The 17649-nt window shown below is 36.1% G+C and carries 16 protein-coding genes; 10 read left to right on the top strand and 6 right to left on the bottom strand.

Annotated features, from left to right (window positions below; translation table 11 throughout):
- Positions 1–10: 10 nt before the first annotated feature.
- On the top strand, positions 11–640 hold the full coding sequence (rsmG, locus tag NCE97_RS13730; protein WP_353779853.1) for a 16S rRNA (guanine(527)-N(7))-methyltransferase RsmG: 630 nt from the start codon (positions 11–13) through the stop codon (positions 638–640).
- Between the two features lie 37 nt (positions 641–677).
- On the opposite strand, the gene NCE97_RS13725 is transcribed toward rsmG, so the two are convergent.
- Positions 678–2318 (bottom strand): T9SS type A sorting domain-containing protein, encoded by a 1641-nt coding sequence (locus NCE97_RS13725; RefSeq protein WP_353779852.1) that lies wholly within the window; start codon positions 2316–2318, stop codon positions 678–680.
- A 108-nt stretch (positions 2319–2426) separates the two neighbouring features.
- The gene (gene pruA, locus NCE97_RS13720) at positions 2427–4052 is read right to left on the bottom strand and encodes an L-glutamate gamma-semialdehyde dehydrogenase (RefSeq protein ID WP_353779851.1); all 1626 of its coding nucleotides are present in this window, start codon (positions 4050–4052) and stop codon (positions 2427–2429) included.
- Positions 4053–4216: 164 nt separating this feature from the next.
- Here pruA and NCE97_RS13715 point away from each other — a divergent pair, with 164 nt between their 5' ends.
- Positions 4217–5245 (top strand): DUF6695 family protein, encoded by a 1029-nt coding sequence (locus NCE97_RS13715; RefSeq protein WP_353779850.1) that lies wholly within the window; start codon positions 4217–4219, stop codon positions 5243–5245.
- Here the strand turns inward: NCE97_RS13715 and apaG are convergent.
- Together apaG and NCE97_RS13705 are read right to left on the bottom strand one after the other, a co-directional pair.
- Positions 5214–5600, bottom strand: coding sequence for a Co2+/Mg2+ efflux facilitator ApaG/CorD (gene apaG / locus NCE97_RS13710; RefSeq protein WP_353779849.1), 387 nt, complete (start codon positions 5598–5600; stop codon positions 5214–5216). The two genes, NCE97_RS13715 and apaG, sit on opposite strands and share 32 nt — an antisense overlap.
- Positions 5601–5700: 100 nt before the next feature.
- Complete coding sequence (locus tag NCE97_RS13705) at positions 5701–7059, bottom strand: pyridoxal phosphate-dependent decarboxylase family protein (protein ID WP_353779848.1); 1359 nt, start codon at positions 7057–7059, stop codon at positions 5701–5703.
- A 111-nt stretch (positions 7060–7170) separates the two neighbouring features.
- Here NCE97_RS13705 and NCE97_RS13700 point away from each other — a divergent pair, with 111 nt between their 5' ends.
- Positions 7171–7710, top strand: a complete 540-nt coding sequence (locus NCE97_RS13700) for a cysteine dioxygenase (RefSeq protein WP_353779847.1) — start codon at positions 7171–7173, stop codon at positions 7708–7710.
- Here NCE97_RS13700 and NCE97_RS13695 read toward each other — a convergent pair.
- On the bottom strand, positions 7707–8954 hold the full coding sequence (locus NCE97_RS13695) for a type IX secretion system plug protein (protein ID WP_353779846.1): 1248 nt from the start codon (positions 8952–8954) through the stop codon (positions 7707–7709). The two genes, NCE97_RS13700 and NCE97_RS13695, sit on opposite strands and share 4 nt — an antisense overlap.
- 168 nt (positions 8955–9122) lie before the next feature.
- Between NCE97_RS13695 and NCE97_RS13690 the strand changes: the two genes are divergently transcribed.
- The 7 genes from NCE97_RS13690 to NCE97_RS13660 all read left to right on the top strand — a co-directional run bounded on the left by NCE97_RS13690 (position 9123) and on the right by NCE97_RS13660 (position 16213).
- Positions 9123–10475: a Na(+)-translocating NADH-quinone reductase subunit A gene (locus NCE97_RS13690; RefSeq protein WP_353779845.1), complete on the top strand. Its 1353-nt coding sequence runs from the start codon at positions 9123–9125 to the stop codon at positions 10473–10475.
- Positions 10475–11677: an NADH:ubiquinone reductase (Na(+)-transporting) subunit B gene (locus NCE97_RS13685; protein ID WP_353779844.1), complete on the top strand. Its 1203-nt coding sequence runs from the start codon at positions 10475–10477 to the stop codon at positions 11675–11677. Before NCE97_RS13690 ends, NCE97_RS13685 begins: the two co-directional genes overlap by 1 nt.
- A gap of 3 nt (positions 11678–11680) precedes the next feature.
- Positions 11681–12424 carry a Na(+)-translocating NADH-quinone reductase subunit C gene (locus NCE97_RS13680; protein WP_353779843.1) on the top strand — a complete coding sequence of 248 codons (744 nt, stop codon included), beginning with the start codon at positions 11681–11683 and terminating at the stop codon, positions 12422–12424.
- 1 nt (position 12425) lies between these two features.
- The gene (locus tag NCE97_RS13675; RefSeq protein ID WP_353779842.1) at positions 12426–13070 is read left to right on the top strand and encodes an NADH:ubiquinone reductase (Na(+)-transporting) subunit D; all 645 of its coding nucleotides are present in this window, start codon (positions 12426–12428) and stop codon (positions 13068–13070) included.
- A gap of 27 nt (positions 13071–13097) precedes the next feature.
- Positions 13098–13820, top strand: a complete 723-nt coding sequence (nqrE, locus tag NCE97_RS13670) for an NADH:ubiquinone reductase (Na(+)-transporting) subunit E (protein ID WP_353779841.1) — start codon at positions 13098–13100, stop codon at positions 13818–13820.
- Between the two features lies 1 nt (position 13821).
- Entirely contained in the window at positions 13822–15132 is a 1311-nt protein-coding gene (gene nqrF, locus NCE97_RS13665; protein ID WP_353779840.1) for an NADH:ubiquinone reductase (Na(+)-transporting) subunit F, read from the top strand.
- Between the two features lie 208 nt (positions 15133–15340).
- Positions 15341–16213 (top strand): DUF4846 domain-containing protein, encoded by an 873-nt coding sequence (locus NCE97_RS13660; RefSeq protein ID WP_353779839.1) that lies wholly within the window; start codon positions 15341–15343, stop codon positions 16211–16213.
- Here NCE97_RS13660 and NCE97_RS13655 read toward each other — a convergent pair whose 3' ends face one another.
- Positions 16214–17581 carry a flavin monoamine oxidase family protein gene (locus NCE97_RS13655; RefSeq protein ID WP_353779838.1) on the bottom strand — a complete coding sequence of 456 codons (1368 nt, stop codon included), beginning with the start codon at positions 17579–17581 and terminating at the stop codon, positions 16214–16216.
- Between the last annotated feature and the right edge of the window lie 68 nt (positions 17582–17649).

The following is a 17649-nucleotide window of genomic DNA, read 5'->3' as shown; positions in this document are numbered from 1 at the left end:
AATTTTGAAAATGGATATCATCCTGAAATATTTCCCAAACCTCACAAATACTCAGATAGAACAGTTTAAGTTGCTAGAAGATTTGTATCAAGACTGGAATCTAAAGATTAACGTTGTCTCCAGAAAGGATATTGATGAGCTGTATATACGACATGTATTACATTCATTAGCAATTGCAAAGGTTATACAATTTAAGGATGGAAGCTCTATTATGGATGTAGGTACTGGTGGAGGTTTTCCAGGTGTACCGCTTGCGATTCTTTTTCCTGAATGCCAATTTCATTTGGTAGACAGCATTGCAAAAAAGCTTAAAGTAGTTAATGAAGTTGTTGATGGTTTAGGAATAGAAAATGTGAGAACAACCCATTCGAGAGTAGAAGATATTGATGAGCAATACGATTTTATTGTGAGTAGAGCTGTGGCAGCCATGCCGACTTTTGTGCATTGGGTTAAAGGAAAAATTGCCAAAAAACAAAACCATGATTTAAAGAATGGGATACTGTATTTGAAGGGTGGTGATTTGACAGAAGAGTTACAATCCTATACTACCGCAACCATTTATAATCTAAGCGATTTTTATTCTGAAGATTTTTTCGATACAAAAAAGGTGGTGCATCTTCCACTAAAATATAAAGGCTGAACAAACGTTCAGCCTTTTTTATACTATTTAACTTGAATTATTTTACTGCTACTTTAGTAATAAAGTTGAATCCTTGATCATTAGTAATGCTGAAAATATAAATACCAGATTGCATATTTACAGGAATACTAGTTCTATTACTAAGATTCATAGTGTTTGAATATACAACTTTACCTGTAAGATCAACCAAGCGAATTTGAGCATTGTCTATAGGTTGCTCATTAAGTACAACAATCTCATTCTTAATTGGGTTTTTTTCCAATTTTATTGTGTTTTCAGCAAATGTGCTAACACTCAATGGGGGAGATGTAATTTCCGTATAAGCAAAGTTTACATTACCAGGCGTTAAAGAAATGTGAGGCTCATTATTATCTGGAATATATGTAGCTGCAAATGGGCTCGATGCTAAAACAGGTGCAGCATACCAATTAGGCTCTGGGATTGATAAAGCACTTAATGTTGGAATAAAATCAAAATATTGGATCCCTAGATTATTTACGAAGTCAGTTAAAATAGGATCGCTTCCATCATCAATATTAGTAATATCAAACTGCCCTCCTGGAGCACTGTCTAATCCATCAGAAACAGCTGGTGATTCTGCAGATGCAGTATAAGAAAAAATGGTTGTCCACCCGGGAAAAGGAACAATATTAATTTGTACTTCAACACTCGTTACGGTATTTGTGTTGCCTGCTGCAGGTGTGAAATTTAAGTTGATAACAGCTCTTGTGTCAAAACCAGCAAAGTTTCCAAGATCAACAATGGCATTGTTCATGAAAGACATGCCTGGAGTTCCATTTGTGGCTTGAAGACCGCTTCCATTAATCATAGCAACATTACGGCAATCTTGAGGAAACCCTTTTGTATTTAACTCGTTTTGGAAAGCATCTCTAAAATCTGGAGCCCCAATAGGCAGAGTAAGGCTAGGGTCTTGCAAAAAATTTGATCCTCCTTGTAAATGTCCTAAATAATGATCGACCAGCATTTGTTTTGCTGCAGGGCTGTTAAGTAAACCATTAACGGCAGGCTCAAGAGTTGTTACGGGTGCATCATCATTATTCACTAAAAAATTCAATAAATATTGTAATCCTATAGGAACATTTGCTCCATAATGAGGTGAGTCAAAAGAAATAAACAAGCGAGTTTCGTGATCAACTAAGTCTTCCTCCATATCTCTTAATGCATATCGAGAAATTAAGCCCCCCATACTTGGTCCAATAACTACGTTTTCTTCAGAGCCTACTTTAGAAGCATTAATGATATCAATTAAATTTCTAAGAGTGTAAGCATTACGCTGAATAAAATCTACCCCTCCATTAATAGTGTAACTATTGTCAGAAGCACTCATATATACTGGAAAGTTCAGAATAACAATATCAAAACCTTCGTCACGAATATCTTCTCCAAAGTTTTCAGCACCTAAGTAGTTGAAAATGTCAGGAATTTTCCTTCCATCATCAGGATCGAACCCATCTACAAAAAAGACAGGTTTATCTAGAACACCATCTACATTATCGTAGTAGATTTTGTATTCACCAGTCCCAAGGTGAGGCATAGCTTCTCCAAACCCTTGATATGTAAGAACTGAGTTAATAGGTGTTATAGCACTTTCACTTCCAGGTTGGGCAAATAATAAAAAAGGAAGAAGGCTAAAAATTAAAAAGTAATTTATTTTCATAGAAATTGATTTTCAGGTTTCTACATAAAAGTACAAAAAATAGAGCGTTGTAAAGCAAAAAAGCCTCAAACTTAACGTTTGAGGCTCAATTATAATGATTGCTTAATCTTATCCCAAGAAAGGATAGCGATAGTCTGTTGGAGTCACAAAGGTTTCTTTAATTAATCTTGGTGAAACCCAACGTAATAAGTTTTGAGCAGAACCTGCTTTATCATTGGTTCCAGAAGCTCTGGCACCACCAAAAGGCTGTTGCCCTACAACTGCACCGGTTGGTTTGTCATTGATATAGAAGTTGCCAGCAGAATTCTCTAAAGCTTTAGTAGCTTCATTAACAGCATATCTATCAGTAGCTAGTATAGCACCTGTAAGTGCATACTCACTAGTTTCATCAACTAATTTTAAAGTTTCAGAATAGTCATCATCTTCATAGACGTAAATAGTAATTACTGGTCCGAATAACTCAGTACACATTGTTGTGTATTTAGGACTTGTAGTAACAATCACAGTTGGCTCAATAAAGTAACCTTTTGATTTGTCATAGTTACCACCTGCGATAATCTCTGCATCACTATCTTGTTTAGCTTGATCAATATAAGATGCCAATTTATCAAAAGACCCCTCATGAATTACGGCAGTGATGAAATTGCTCATATCTTCTGGAGAACCCATTTTGAACGAATTGATATCATCAACAAGATATTGTTTTACATCACTCCAAATTCCTTTAGGAATGTATGCCCTAGATGCTGCACTACACTTTTGCCCTTGGAATTCGAAAGCACCACGAGCAATGGCTGTTGCAACTTGCTTAGCATTAGCCGACTTGTGAGCAACAATAAAGTCTTTTCCACCAGTTTCACCTACAATTCTTGGGTAGGTATTATAGTTGTGGATGTTGTTTCCTATTTTTTTCCAAAGTTCTTTAAAGATGAATGTAGAACCAGTAAAGTGTAGTCCCGAGAATTCAGGATGCTCAAGAACAGTATCTGTAATCATTACAGGATCTCCCATAACCATATTGATAACACCATCTGGTACACCAGCTTCTCTAAATACATCCATGATTACTTTTGCAGAATAAACTTGGCTGTCACTAGGTTTCCAGATTACAACATTACCCATTAGTGCCATACATGATGGTAAGTTACCAGATATAGCGGTAAAGTTAAAAGGCGTTACGGCATAAGTAAATCCTTCTAATGGACGGTATTCTACACGGTTCCAAGCATCACTTGTACTTTCTGGTTGCTCCATGTAGATGTCAGTCATAAACTGCACATTGAATCGTAAAAAGTCGATAAACTCACAAGCAGCATCAATTTCTGCTTGGTGAATCGTTTTAGATTGTGCGATCATTGTAGCCGCATTAATCTTTGCTCTGTAAGGTCCAGCAATTAATTCAGCAGCTTTTAAGAAAATACCTGCCCTTTGTTCCCAAGGCATTTGAGACCAAGATTTTCTAGCTTCTAAAGCACTTGCTATAGCATCTTCTATATGCGATTTTTCAGCAAGGTGATATTCACCTACAATATGCTGGTGATCGTGTGGAGGAGACATGGTTCTGGTATTTCCAGATTTTATATCTTTTCCATTGATATGTAATGGTACTTCTGTATTACTATTGAATTGCTTTTTGTATTCAGCAAGAACTGCTTCACGTTCAGGTGATCCAGGTGCATAACCTTTTACAGGTTCGTTAACCGCTACTGGTACATTGAAGAATCCTTTTCCCATGTCTTTAGTTATGTTTTATATGGTTAAAAATTGAGCACAAATTTACGACTTTTTTAGAGGATATCGATATTTTACATTTTATGATTTTACAGGGATAAAATGATATTTTTTTGTAAGTTTCAGGACATAAACAGACTGAAAAATATCTCATTGATTTCTGACAATTGAAAAATAATGCTTTCATACTAACATTAGCTTACCCAGAAACTGTTGTAATGCATGCAAGAGAATGGTATTCACCATTGCTCAAATATGTTGGTATAGGTAACAAAACACACGTTAGGGCAGGGCATGCAGCACTCGTTTTAATTGATAAGGATAGTGGTGTTTTAGAATATCATGATTTTGGGAGATATATTACCTCGGAACCACACGGAAGAGTGAGAGATAAAAGCACCGATCCTGAATTGGATTTTCCTCTTAAAGCTAAAATTGATAAGGATACCATTTCTAATCTAGATGAGGTTTTAAAGTTTTTGGGAACTAACGCCAAGCTAACCCATGGAGAAGGTAAATTAATCGCTTCTGTATGTAGTGCTATAAATTATGATGTTGCGAGAGCCACAATAGATGATTTTAAAGCCAAAGGTTTTATGCGTTATGGAGCGTTTATTAAAGGTGCGAGTAATTGTGCACGTTTTGTGACATCGGTTTTGATTGATGCTGTTACAGATAAGAACATGAAGAAACGTTTGGTGAAATCGACTCGATTTACACCAAGCACGATAGGTAATGTTATACTTTCTGATACTGAAGATTTTATATATGAAGTGTCTGAAGATGGAAAGATTTCTCGATTCGACTCTTCGGTAAGAAAGACTAATATAAAATGCTTTTTAGATCGTTTGAAGGATCATGAAGCTAATTTTGAAGGCGCCTTGGAACCAAAGCACAATAGTATTAAAGCACATCATGCACAATGGTTGCCTGGTGTTGGAGTTGGTGCTTGGTTTGAGTTGCATGATTTGGGAACAAACGATCGTTACCGATTTAGACGAATTTCACCTTACGGCGATATTGATATTGATGCTGAATATACAATCGATGATTTGAGTTTCGATATTAATGGCAGCTACACATTTATGCACAATTCAAATTGCGAATTTTTCCACGTCGAACAGAATGGAAGTGAATATAAGTTTGAATTTGATAGGTTGACGATTAATTCAGTGCAAAAGGAGCGCTCAGCTTAAACGAAGGAATAATTACCTTAAACTTATTTGTAGTGGTAAAGTTTACCATATTATAGTGACCTTGCATGGCACCAAAAGGTGAAGTCAATAGACATCCAGAATTGTAAGTGTGGGATTCACCGGGTTTTAGTACAGGTTTTTTACCGATTACACCTTCTCCTTCAATAATGTCTACATTATTCAAAGCGTCTAAAACTTTCCAATATCTAGAATTAAGTTGTACAGAATCTTTACTTTGGTTTTCAATAGTCACTTTATATCCAAAAGCAAAATGCACTTTATAATTTTTATAAAATGTGCCTTCGAATGATGTTTCTACAGAAATTTTTATTCCACTTGTGACTTGCTGTACCATCTACAAAATCAAATAAGTATGCTAAAATAACATATTTTTAAATACGAGAATCAAATTTCGGATTAACGATAGAATTTTTAACATAAAAGGAACTTTATCCTCAATTTTGGCGCTCTACAAAGGATTCTAGCCTTTTAAAGAAGTTTATAATGTCTTCCTCTTCCAAGATAGAATTTATTGTTACTAGTCTAACGAATTCTTCACCCTTAAAATTGCCATAACCCACCATAAGTTCTGCATTGTCGTATAATGCAGTGCAAAGATCTCTCGACGGAATATCCTTATAACTAAAGCAAACAGAGATAGAATCATCAAAGCTATATATCTGATAATCACTATTGGATCTAATATAATTTCTGGCAACATCTGCTAAATGAAACTGCTTGTCAACCAAATTTTCTAAGCCTTTGGTGCCGATAGATTTCCACAGAGTCCAAAGCTTTAAAGCATCATTTCTACGACCACATTGTAGTGAGGTTTTTCCAAGATTAAAATCATCTCCATCGGTTTGGTATAGATACTCTGCTTCATTAGAAAGAGAGTCATAAAGGTGTTTCTTGTCCTTCACAACAATAATTGAGCAGGTTAGAGGCGTGCCAAGCATTTTGTGCGCATTCACACTGAATGAATCCGTAAGCTCAATACCATCAAGTAGATACTTATATCTTTTGCTAAACACAACAGAACCACAATATGCACCATCAACATGAAGCCATAGGTTATGATCTCTACATACTTTGCTTATGCTTGTTACATCATCAAAAGCACCAAGGACAGTAGTGCCAGCTGTTGCATTAACAAAAAAAGGAAGAAATCCGTTTGCAATATCTTCTTCGACTTGCTTTCTGAGTTCGTCAACAATCATCACGCCTTTATCATCAGCTTTAATCTGTCTTACATGATCTCTACCAAGACCCAAAAATGAAGCGTTTTTTGCAATGGAGTAATGTGAGGTTTCGGACGTATATAGTGTAAGTGGTTTGGTAACACCTTTATATCTTACATTAGGATCAATACGATCTCTGGCCATCAACATTGCCATGTAATTACTCATGGAACCACCTGGAGCAAAAGTACCATCGCTATTCTCATCGTAGCCTATAAGATTGCAAATAGCTCTAAGAACTGTTTTTTCAATACCTACCTGCGGACCAGCCACCTTGTAGGTGTACATACTATTATTAAAAAGTACAGCTAATAAATCTCCAAGCGCAGCACGACCTAATCTACCACCAAATAACTGATTAAAGAATGATTTGGAAGCTGTTTTGGGTGTGTACTTTACAATCTCTTTCAGGTTGTTTTTGAAAGTTTCATCCAAAGTAGGATCGTCATTCAGGCTCAAATCTAATCGACTGTAAAGCTCATTTGTGGGGATTGGTTTTGCAACCGGATTTGCGGTTTCTTCTTCTAAGAGTTGTTCCGCAAGTTCTATAAAAAGTTTTAGGTCATTGTGCATAAAACCTTAAGATGAAAATTAGTATTAATGACTTGTGTAAAATTATTCTTATTTTCGCTGATATCTAAATATTTCTCTTTTAATATTATAACAACGAAACCTTAGTCGATTTTGAATTCTTTACTTACAGTACAAGATTTAGTAAACAAATTAATTGAGTCTCCGAAGACAGAGTATACCTCAATATTAGAGCAGTTGAAGGATTGCGAGACGCTCTTTTCTGAGTTCGAAAGTTGGTCTGAGAAAAAGTATACCCGAAATTGCATTTACCGATGTGATGACTTTGAATTGATTTTATTGTGTTGGGAAGAAGGTCAGAAAACATCAATCCATAATCATGGAGGAGAAGAATGTTGGTTGTATGTCTTAAATGGAAAAGTCGTAGAGCACAATTTTATTCAAAATAGTGACGAAAGTCTTACACTAGTTAATACTGAAACTCTAAACGCTCGTCAGGTATCTTATATTAACGATAGAATAGGATTGCATCGATTGGGTAATGGTTCTACAGGAAGAACAATGAGTTTGCATCTTTACGCCAAACCAATAGAACGATGTGACTTTTATTGTGAAGACAGCGAAAAGTTCGTAAATAAAGAACTTAAGTACGATACTTTTAAAGAGATTGAACAAACTTCGGTTCAGTCCTAGTTGGAAATATTTACTGAGTTTCCTTCTCCGAAACCAATCAGGCGATCGAACCTAGCGCCAATATCCCTGTAATATACTAAGACTTTGTAGTTGTTTTCCGTTTGCCAATAGTTGCCACTAATAGCGCCTTCATCAATGTTGCCATCAGCATCTACGATCACATACTTATAATTATAAAACCCTTGTTTTAGCTTCATAGTGCATTCATAATTATTTGTGTCTGGATTAAAGGCTAGTTTAGTCTCTTCTGTAATTGCATAATTATTGAAATTACCATAAACATGAATACTTTCACCTGCTTTCAAATCGGGATATAAAAGAGAAAAGTGAATCATAGCATAATCAGCTTCTACTCTTGGATCTCTATCCAGCACATTAACTAAAAAGTTTCCATTAATATCTGGATTATAGGTATATGGTTGCTCACTTCTGTTTATGTCCAAAAACAGATAGTTGTGATAAATATCTTGTAAATCAGTAAACTGTACACCAACATTTGCAGCTCTAATATCCTTGTTTTCAAAGAACATAAATTCATTACCAGCCCAAAAGCTAGATTCCGTATTGTAACGATAAATCAGTTCGTTGCCAAGAGTATATTGAGGTCTTAGATTAGAAATAACAGTGTTGAGGTTATTATTCTGAATAATTACAGTTTTTATATTCTCCATCGGATTGATGAAGTTGATGCTATTGGTAGACACTACATAGTCCACAGACTGCTTTTCGTTAACAAAGCGAACATCTCTAGAACGCTTAATGGAAACACCAACATTGACTAGGTCTTCGTAGATCATAAATTTTCTACTGAACATCAATTCATCATAATCATCATAAATGGAAATAATATAGTTACCGCTTTTCAGTAAACCTCTTGTTTGCTGATTCGGGATTTTGAGCATATAATGTGAATAGATTTGATAGGTATTGAACGAATTCTCATAATTAAAAATTCGCTGATTATCCATGCCTCTCAAGTATTCACCCTTTACCAAGTTGGATTTAGTCCAATCAAAATTATAATGTTCAATGACGTAATAGAAATCTTCCTCATTACCATTAACGGCATCAAACTCCAAATACAAAGGTTCTCCTAGTCTAATAACAGGAAGCTGTCCCTCATTGGTGGTACCTCTAAAGGTTATGGTCTTGATAAAATCTGGAGGATTAACTTCTTGTACTTGAGCTAAACCGATTAATGGAAATAGCGCAAAACACAAAAAATGTTTAATGTTTTTAATCATTTATAGTGTTGATTTGTGGTAAAGATAAACAAAATCCATGCCTAAAGAGGAAGTCTTATTTAGAATTAATATAAATAGATGATATGCCCTGTTGTAGACGTTTCATTTCGTGTTTTTAATTTGTAAATTTGCACGGATTTTTAGACAACTAATTACAATCATTTACATATGTCCAACGACATTAAAATTAAAAAAGGTCTGAACATAAATCTTGTAGGTGAAGCTGAAAAGTCGATAGAGAATGCGATTATCAGTAACTTTTACACCATCAGACCTGAAGATTTTCACAGTATTATTCCAAAAATGGTTACTAAAGTTGGTTCTAAATTAAAGGCAGGTGAAACTGTTTTTTATGATAAGAACGACGAGAATGTAAAATTTGTTTCGCCTGTTTCTGGTGAAATCATTGAGATTAATCGTGGTGAAAAGCGTAGAATTTTAGAGATTAAAATTCAAGCAGATAAAGAACAAACTTACCAAGATCATGGTAAGCTAGATGCAAGTTCAGCTTCAAAAGAGGACATACAAGCAAAGCTTCTAAGCTCTGGTTGTTGGCCATTTATCAAGCAACGTCCATACGATGTTATTGCTAAACCAAATTCAACTCCTAAAGCTATTTTCATTTCTGGTTATGCCAGTGCACCACTAGCTGCTGATTTAGACTTTGCACTTCAAGGAAAAGAGGCAGAGATAAAGGAAGCAGTTACCGCATTATCAAAGCTTACTGACGGAAAAGTTAGAATAGGCGTTGGCTCTAACAATTCGCCTCTGGCAGGATTGAACAATGCAATTACGCACAGAGTATCTGGGCCACATCCTTCAGGAAATGTAGGAACTTTGATCAATAAATTAGATCCAGTAAATAAAGGAGAAGTTGTTTGGACAGTTAATGCTCAGGACTTAGTAATCATTGGAGAATTATTATTAACTGGTAAGTTCAATGCTGAGCGCGTAGTAGCGTTAGCAGGTTCAGAAGTTAAGAAGCCACGTTATTTCAGAACTAAGATAGGCGCTGAGGTAGCCACAATGATCTATGATAATGGTATTGAAAAAGATGCCAATGCTAGAATTATTTCTGGAAATGTGTTAACTGGAAAGCAAGTAAAACCAGATGGAAATTTAGATTACTACAGCAATGTGATTACTATAATTCCTGAAGGTGATGATTACGAATTTTTCGGTTGGAACAAACCAATCTTCAATAAAATATCAACATCAAGAGCATTAACATTCTCTTGGATGAAGCCAAAGAAGAAATACGATCTCAACACCAATACAAATGGTGAGCATCGTGCTTTTGTAACTACAGGAACTTACGAAGAAGTATTTCCTTTAGATATATACCCAATGCAAATCTTGAAGGCTTGTATGTACAAGGATTTAGATGAAATGGAAGCTTTAGGAATGTACGAAGTTGCTCCAGAAGATTTTGCGTTGACAGAATTTGTATGTGTGTCTAAACAACCACACCAAAAAATAATAAGAGACGGTTTAGACTTAATGCTTAAAGAGATAGGATAATGGGTTTAAAACAAAATTTACATAAGCTAAAAGAAAAGTATAAAGGCACTAAGATGGCGCCTGCATTTAATGCATTGCACACGTTTTTATACTTGCCAAATGAGACCACTCATGGCGGCACTCATATCAAAGTAGCAGATGATCTAAAGCGTACCATGAATACAGTGATCATGGCTATGGTGCCATGTTTGATTTTTGGAATGTTCAATGCGGGATATCAACATTATGCTGCATTTGGTACACCAGTAGACTTTTTGTCTTGGGATGCATTCTATATCGGAATGATTAAGATATTACCATTAGTTGTAGTGTCTTATGGTGTTGGTCTTGCTATCGAATTCGTATTCGCAGTGATCAAAGGGCACGAAGTAGAAGAAGGATACTTAGTTACTGGAATGCTTGTGCCACTAATTGTTCCTGTAGATACTCCATTATGGATGCTTGCAGTTGCTGTAGCATTTGGAGTTGTAATCGGGAAAGAAGTTTTTGGAGGTACAGGGATGAATATCCTTAATCCAGCATTAACGATTAGAGCATTCTTATTCTTTGCCTATCCTACTTGGATGTCTGGAGATAAAGTATGGGTACATGGTGCAGTAGAGCGTGCTAACGATATTGCAGCAGGAGCAAAAGAATTAGATGCAGTTTCAGGAGAAACTATTTTAGGAGCGTATGCACAAGGACAAGATGTCACCTATAGTACTATGGATATGTTTATGGGATATATACCTGGTTCAGTAGGGGAAACGTCTACCTTATTAATATTGTTAGGAGGATTGTTCTTAATCTTCGCTAAGATTGGAAGTTGGAGAATCATGTTGTCTTCTGTATTAGGAGCACTAGCAATGGGATTAATCTTCAACGGAGTTGTAAGTGCAGAATGGATTTCAGAAAGTAGTAAATTCTACACGCTAATGAGTACAGAGTTCTGGCAACACCTAATTATTGGTGGTTTTGCCTTTGGTACTGTATTTATGGCAACAGATCCTGTAACAGCGTCACAAACAAACAAAGGAAAATGGATATATGGATTCTTGGTTGGATTTATTTCAATATTGATTCGTGTATTTAACCCTGCATATCCAGAAGGTGTAATGTTAGCAATTCTATTAATGAATGTGTTTGCACCAACTATTGACCACTACGTGGTTCAAGGGAACGTGAAAAAACGAATGAAACGTCTAAAAGCTAAAGTAGCCTAAGTTATGAGTAACAGGACAGATTCAAACTTATATACAGTACTATTTGCCATAGGAATGGTAGTAGTCGTAGGTACGTTGTTGGCATTTACAGCATCGTCACTAAAAGATAGAATTACAGAGAATAAGCGTTTAGAAAAACAACAGAACATTCTTTACGCAATGGGTGTTAATGAAAATGATGAAAGTAGTGCAACCTTTGTATCTACAGAAAAAGCACCAGAATTATTCGAACAATATATCAAGAAGCAATTAGTCATCACCAACGGTACCAATGTTGAAGAAGATGACAAAGCATATTTGATTGAAGTAAAGAAAGAACAAGCTAGAGCCAAAGATGGAGAAGAAAGACGTTTGCCATTATTTGTTGGAGAAAAAGATGGCGAAACCTATTACATCGCTCCAATTAGAGGAAAAGGACTTTGGGATGCGATTTGGGCTTATGTAGCTATGGATAAAAATATGGTGGTACAAGGTGCTTACTTTGACCACAAAGGAGAGACACCAGGTCTTGGTGCTAACATTAAAGAGCGTTTCTTTATGGACGACTTTATTGGAGAGCACTTAATGAAGGATGGTGTTTTTAAAGGCATTAATGTTTCTAAGAGTAATGCCGACCCAACAAACATAGATAAAGTAGATAACGAGGTTGATGCTATTGCTGGAGCAACAATTACTGGTGATGGTGTTGCTGCCATGATCAAGAAAGATTTGGCATTATATGTACCTTATTTTAAAACCTTAAATTAATATGGGCTTACTTTCAAAAAAAGACGCAGCACTAATAAAAGATCCTTTAGCGGATAATAACCCAATTACGATTCAGGTATTAGGTATTTGTTCTGCTTTAGCGATTACTGCACAGTTGAAAGCTTCGATTGTAATGGCAATATCTGTATTGTTTGTAATGGGAGTTGGAAACGTGGTGATTTCAGCAATAAGAAATATCATTCCATCAAAAATTAGAATTATCGTTCAGCTTACAGTTGTAGCGGCATTGGTAATTATCGTTGATCAGGTACTAAAAGCCTTCGCTTACGAATTGAGTAAGGAACTTTCTGTTTTCGTAGGATTGATTATTACGAACTGTATTATTATGGGACGTTTCGAAGCCTTTGCGCTTGGTAATGGTTTATGGAGATCGTTCCTAGATGGTATAGGAAACGCCTTAGGTTATGGTGTTATCTTAATCATCGTAGGATTCTTTAGAGAGCTTTTAGGTTCTGGTACATTACTAGGTATTAAGGTTCTTGGAGACCCAATTGCAAAGACTGGGTTATACAGTATTGGATATGAAAACAACGGGTTCATGTTATTGTCACCAATGGCATTGATCGTCGTAGGAGTTATCATCTGGATACAGAGACATAGAAATAAAGCATTAATCGAAGACTAAGCGCTTAGCGTTTCAAGACTATAGACTATGGAACATATAGAATTATTTTTCAAATCAATATTTATAGATAACATGGTATTTGCCACGTTCCTTGGAATGTGTTCTTACCTAGCAGTATCTAAGAAAGTAAGTACAGCTGTAGGTTTGGGGGCTGCGGTAATCTTCGTATTAGCGATCACTGTACCATTAAACTGGTTGTTAGACCAATATATATTAAGAGAAGGCGCGTTAGTTTGGTTAGGCCCTGAGTATGCGGATTATGACCTAAGCTTCTTATCCTTCATTATGTTTATTGCTACTATTGCAACAATGGTACAGTTGGTAGAAATTATTGTAGAGAAGTTTTCACCTTCATTATATAACTCATTAGGGATCTTCTTACCGCTTATTGCTGTAAACTGTGCAATCCTAGGAGGTTCATTATTTATGCAATCTAGAGAAATCGCTACACTTGGTTTAGCATTCAACTATGGTATTGCTTCAGGAATCGGATGGTTCTTAGCCATTTTAGCAATTGCAGCGATTCGTGAAAAAATCAGATACTCTAACGTTCCTGCGCCACTCAGAGGATTAGGAATTACATTCATTATCACTGGTCTTATGGCTATTGGTTTCATGAGTTTTGGAGGAATGTTAACTGGTGGAGATGATGAAGCTCAAAAGGAAGAAGAGACTGTAAAAGTTGAAGAGAAGGAAGACGATAAAGAGACTAAAACATTAGCTGATAACACAACTAAAGTAATCGAATAACATGATATTAGCAGCAAGCACAACAGGAGTAATCATAGCAACAGTAGCAGCATTTTTGCTAGTAACGTTGCTATTGGTTGCATTGTTATTATTTGTAAAGCAAAAGCTTTCACCATCTGGTCCTGTGAAGATTAAGATCAATGGTGAACGTGAGATAGAAGTAGCTTCGGGAGGAACGTTATTAACGACTTTAGGAGCACAAAAGATATTTTTACCATCTGCTTGTGGTGGTGGTGGAACATGTATTCAGTGTGAATGTCATGTATTATCCGGAGGTGGTGAAGCGCTTCCAACAGAAACACCTCACTTTACACGTAAAGAGTTACAACACGGAGCACGTTTATCTTGCCAGGTGAAGGTAAAGCAAGATATGGAGATTACCATTCCTGAAGAAGTATTCGGAATTAAGAAGTGGGAAGCTACCGTTGTTAGAAATTATAATGTAGCATCATTTATTAAGGAGTTTGTTGTTGAGATTCCAGAAGATATGGGTTACAAAGCAGGAGGTTATATTCAGATTGAAATTCCTGAATGCGAAATAAAATACTCAGATATTGATATTACTGCTCACCCAGAAGAGCATGAAACACCAGATAAGTTTCAGGCAGAATGGGATAAGTTTGGGCTTTGGCCTTTAGTAATGAAGAATACTGAACCAGTAGAGCGTGCATATTCGATGGCTTCTTACCCTGCAGAAGGAAGAGAAATTATGTTGAATGTTCGTATTGCTACACCACCTTGGGATAGAAATAAAAATGCTTGGATGGATGTAAATCCAGGTATAGCATCTTCATACATATTTGCTCAAAAGCCAGGAGACAAAGTAACGATTTCTGGACCTTATGGAGAATTCTTCATCAATGAGTCTGAAAGCGAAATGCTTTATGTTGGTGGTGGAGCAGGAATGGCACCAATGCGTTCGCACTTATACCACTTGTTCAGAACCATTAAGACAGGTCGTAAAGTAACATACTGGTATGGTGGACGTTCTAAGCGAGAGCTGTTCTACATTGAGCACTTTAGAAAATTAGAAAGAGACTTCCCTAACTTCAAATTCTACATGGCATTATCAGAACCATTAGAAGAAGATAACTGGAAAGTTAAAACAGATATCAATGATGAAGCTGGAGATGGATTTGTTGGATTTATTCACAATTGTGTGATCGATAATTACCTGAACCATCACGAGACACCAGAAGACATAGAATTATATTTCTGTGGACCTCCATTAATGAACAAAGCAGTTCAGAAAATGGGAGAGGATTTTGGTATTCCAGATGAACACATCAGATTCGACGACTTCGGAGGATAATATTCCTGCGAAGGCAGGAATCTGTTAAATAATACTTCAAACCAGCTCTAGTTTTAGTGCTGGTTTTTTGTTTTTAATATTCCCACTGATTTGATGATTTATTGCATACTAAAGTGGCAAAGCAAATTTCAGAATAGATAAGATTCCTGTTTTCACAGGAATTATTAAAACCCAATACGAAAGTGTTGGGTTTTTTCGTTTTAGTGCTATGAAAAAACTATTACTCTTCTTACTATTCTTAGTAGCGGTCTATTTTGTAGCCATTCAAATTAAACCAGTTAAAGACGTCTCGCAAGCAATTACTAACAGCGTATTAAAGCCTAAAGAGTATGTCAATAAAGAAGGACTTACCGTAAAGAGTAGGATAAAAATACCAGATGGATTTACAAGAGTAGACTATGAAGACGGTTCATTTCAGGAGTATATAAGAAACTATAAATTGAAACCCTATGGAGCCAAAGTGATTAATTATGATGGTAGCCATTATTTTAATCAGATAGGACATTTTGGAATTTTAGAAATCCCTGTGCCTAAGAATGGGTTACAGCAATGTGCGGATGCATTGATTAGGATTCGAAGCGAATACTTGTGGGACAACAATAGAAAAGATGAAATTGGCTTCAATTTTACTAGCGGCCATTATTGCTCATGGAAAAAATATGCAGAAGGTTATAGGCCTAAAGTAAAAGGAAGCAAAGTAACATTTCATAAAACAGCAAGAGCAAATAACTCAAAAGAAAACTTTTATAAGTACTTAAATCTTATTTACATGTATTCTGGGACTATTTCGCTCTATAGTGAACTTCCCAAAATTAATGATACCAATAAGCTAGATGTTGGTGACATGCTCATTATAGGAGGTTCGCCAGGTCATGTCGTTATGATTGCTGATGTTATAAAAAATGAAGCAGGAGAAAAGCGCTTTACATTGCTGCAAGGCAATACTCCTGCTCAAAGTGTTCATTTGCTCAAAAATCTTGAAGACAGTTCTATGTCTCCATGGTATGATTTGGGGCTCAATACTAGAATTGATATTCCAGGATATACATTTTACAAATCTAAATATGTTCGCTTTAAATAATTAAAATGAGTTCATAACATTTATAGCTTCGCGCTCACCAGTTTCCAAAGCACCTTGTACTGTTGAGTTATGACCATTTTGATGTGTAGCTTCACCAGCGAAAAATACTTTGTTGTTAATTGGCTCAGCTAATACTTCTCTTGCATTTCCCATACCAACTGTTGCATAAGAATAGGCTCCACCAACAAAAGGCTCTTTAGCCCAGTCTTGCATAATGTATTCGCCAGTATAATTTGCTGTTGCTTGTCCGTTGTAAATCAGATCTAGCTCAGCTAGGATAGCAGCTATGGCATCCGATTCTTCCATGTCACTCAACTCTTGTGCGTTAGTTCCGGTAACGAAAAGCCCTAGTATTGGAACACTGGAAGGTTTTCCGTGACCAGCATCATAATAATAAGGTCCTACACTTCCTCCAGATATGTTTTGATCTTCAAAGAAGTTTGTATTGAACTTTAAGTAAACCTTCATGCCAGCTTCCATGCCTATGGCATTTATTGCTTGCTGCTTGTTACTGCTAAGTGCAGGAACAAATTCTATGTATTCAGCTTGAAGTATTTTTAAAGGAACCGTTACAATCACTCTGTCGGCTTCATAAGTATTACCGCCAGCCGTAACAATGATTTTATCATTAGTGTAATCTATTTTGGTAACAGGAGCGTTGAGAATGATGTTTTCTTCTATTTGAGGCACCAAAGTATTGTGGATAAGGTCAAAATAAGTTTGGTTTTTGAATTTATAATCGTTTTCACCAGAGGACCAGTTTTGCTCTCCAGCAATCGCATTTGGTACACTGACATTATCAGCAGAGCCGCCAACGCCATTAACAGATGCTTCTAACATTGGGTATGAGCTTTCGTCATATCCATTAGCGATTGCCCAATTTTTTAAAGATTGATCGGTGTCTCCCAGAGCATCAAACATCATGTAGCCGAGAAGTGGATAGAACGTTTCAGGAATTTCCTCTTCAGTATAAACTTGATTGTTATACCAAAAGTAATCATCTGATTGATCTTGATAAATGTCGATGCCTTGCGAGGTAGCCCATTGATGTGTTAGAGCTTGATTCCCATGAATCCATTCTGCTCCCATATCTAGCGGAAAGTCTGTAAAGGTTGAATTCTTTTTTAAGCGACCACCAACAGTATTTGAGGCCTCAAGTATTGTAAAATCTATATTGTTGTCATTTAATATTTTTCCTGCGTGTAACCCTGAAGCACCAGCTCCTATCACAATCACTTTGGCGTTATCTGGAACATTAGCACTGTTATTGTCATCATTTTTATTACAGGATTTAAATAATGAGCCAAAAATTACCATTAGTATTGTACAAGCCATTAGTTTCATATTATTTCTTTTTTTTAACTGCATTTTATTTACTTTTAGTTGCAAATAAAGTGTACCCCTGTCGATGAATAGTATATATACCACACCTTTAG

This window comes from Winogradskyella sp. 3972H.M.0a.05 (assembly GCF_040493455.1).
Classification (GTDB): domain Bacteria; phylum Bacteroidota; class Bacteroidia; order Flavobacteriales; family Flavobacteriaceae; genus Microcosmobacter.
Note: the sequence above shows the minus strand (reverse complement) of the source record. Positions and strands in the feature narration are given on the sequence as shown.

Coding starts and splice junctions, on each gene's coding strand:
- rsmG (WP_353779853.1), top strand. CDS start 11: ATGGATATCATCCTGAAATATTTCCCAAACCTCACAAATACTCAGATA.
- NCE97_RS13725 (WP_353779852.1), bottom strand. CDS start 2,318: ATGAAAATAAATTACTTTTTAATTTTTAGCCTTCTTCCTTTTTTATTA.
- pruA (WP_353779851.1), bottom strand. CDS start 4,052: ATGGGAAAAGGATTCTTCAATGTACCAGTAGCGGTTAACGAACCTGTA.
- apaG (WP_353779849.1), bottom strand. CDS start 5,600: ATGGTACAGCAAGTCACAAGTGGAATAAAAATTTCTGTAGAAACATCA.
- NCE97_RS13705 (WP_353779848.1), bottom strand. CDS start 7,059: ATGCACAATGACCTAAAACTTTTTATAGAACTTGCGGAACAACTCTTA.
- NCE97_RS13695 (WP_353779846.1), bottom strand. CDS start 8,954: ATGATTAAAAACATTAAACATTTTTTGTGTTTTGCGCTATTTCCATTA.
- NCE97_RS13690 (WP_353779845.1), top strand. CDS start 9,123: ATGTCCAACGACATTAAAATTAAAAAAGGTCTGAACATAAATCTTGTA.
- NCE97_RS13685 (WP_353779844.1), top strand. CDS start 10,475: ATGGGTTTAAAACAAAATTTACATAAGCTAAAAGAAAAGTATAAAGGC.
- NCE97_RS13680 (WP_353779843.1), top strand. CDS start 11,681: ATGAGTAACAGGACAGATTCAAACTTATATACAGTACTATTTGCCATA.
- NCE97_RS13675 (WP_353779842.1), top strand. CDS start 12,426: ATGGGCTTACTTTCAAAAAAAGACGCAGCACTAATAAAAGATCCTTTA.
- nqrE (WP_353779841.1), top strand. CDS start 13,098: ATGGAACATATAGAATTATTTTTCAAATCAATATTTATAGATAACATG.
- nqrF (WP_353779840.1), top strand. CDS start 13,822: ATGATATTAGCAGCAAGCACAACAGGAGTAATCATAGCAACAGTAGCA.
- NCE97_RS13660 (WP_353779839.1), top strand. CDS start 15,341: ATGAAAAAACTATTACTCTTCTTACTATTCTTAGTAGCGGTCTATTTT.
- NCE97_RS13655 (WP_353779838.1), bottom strand. CDS start 17,581: ATGCAGTTAAAAAAAAGAAATAATATGAAACTAATGGCTTGTACAATA.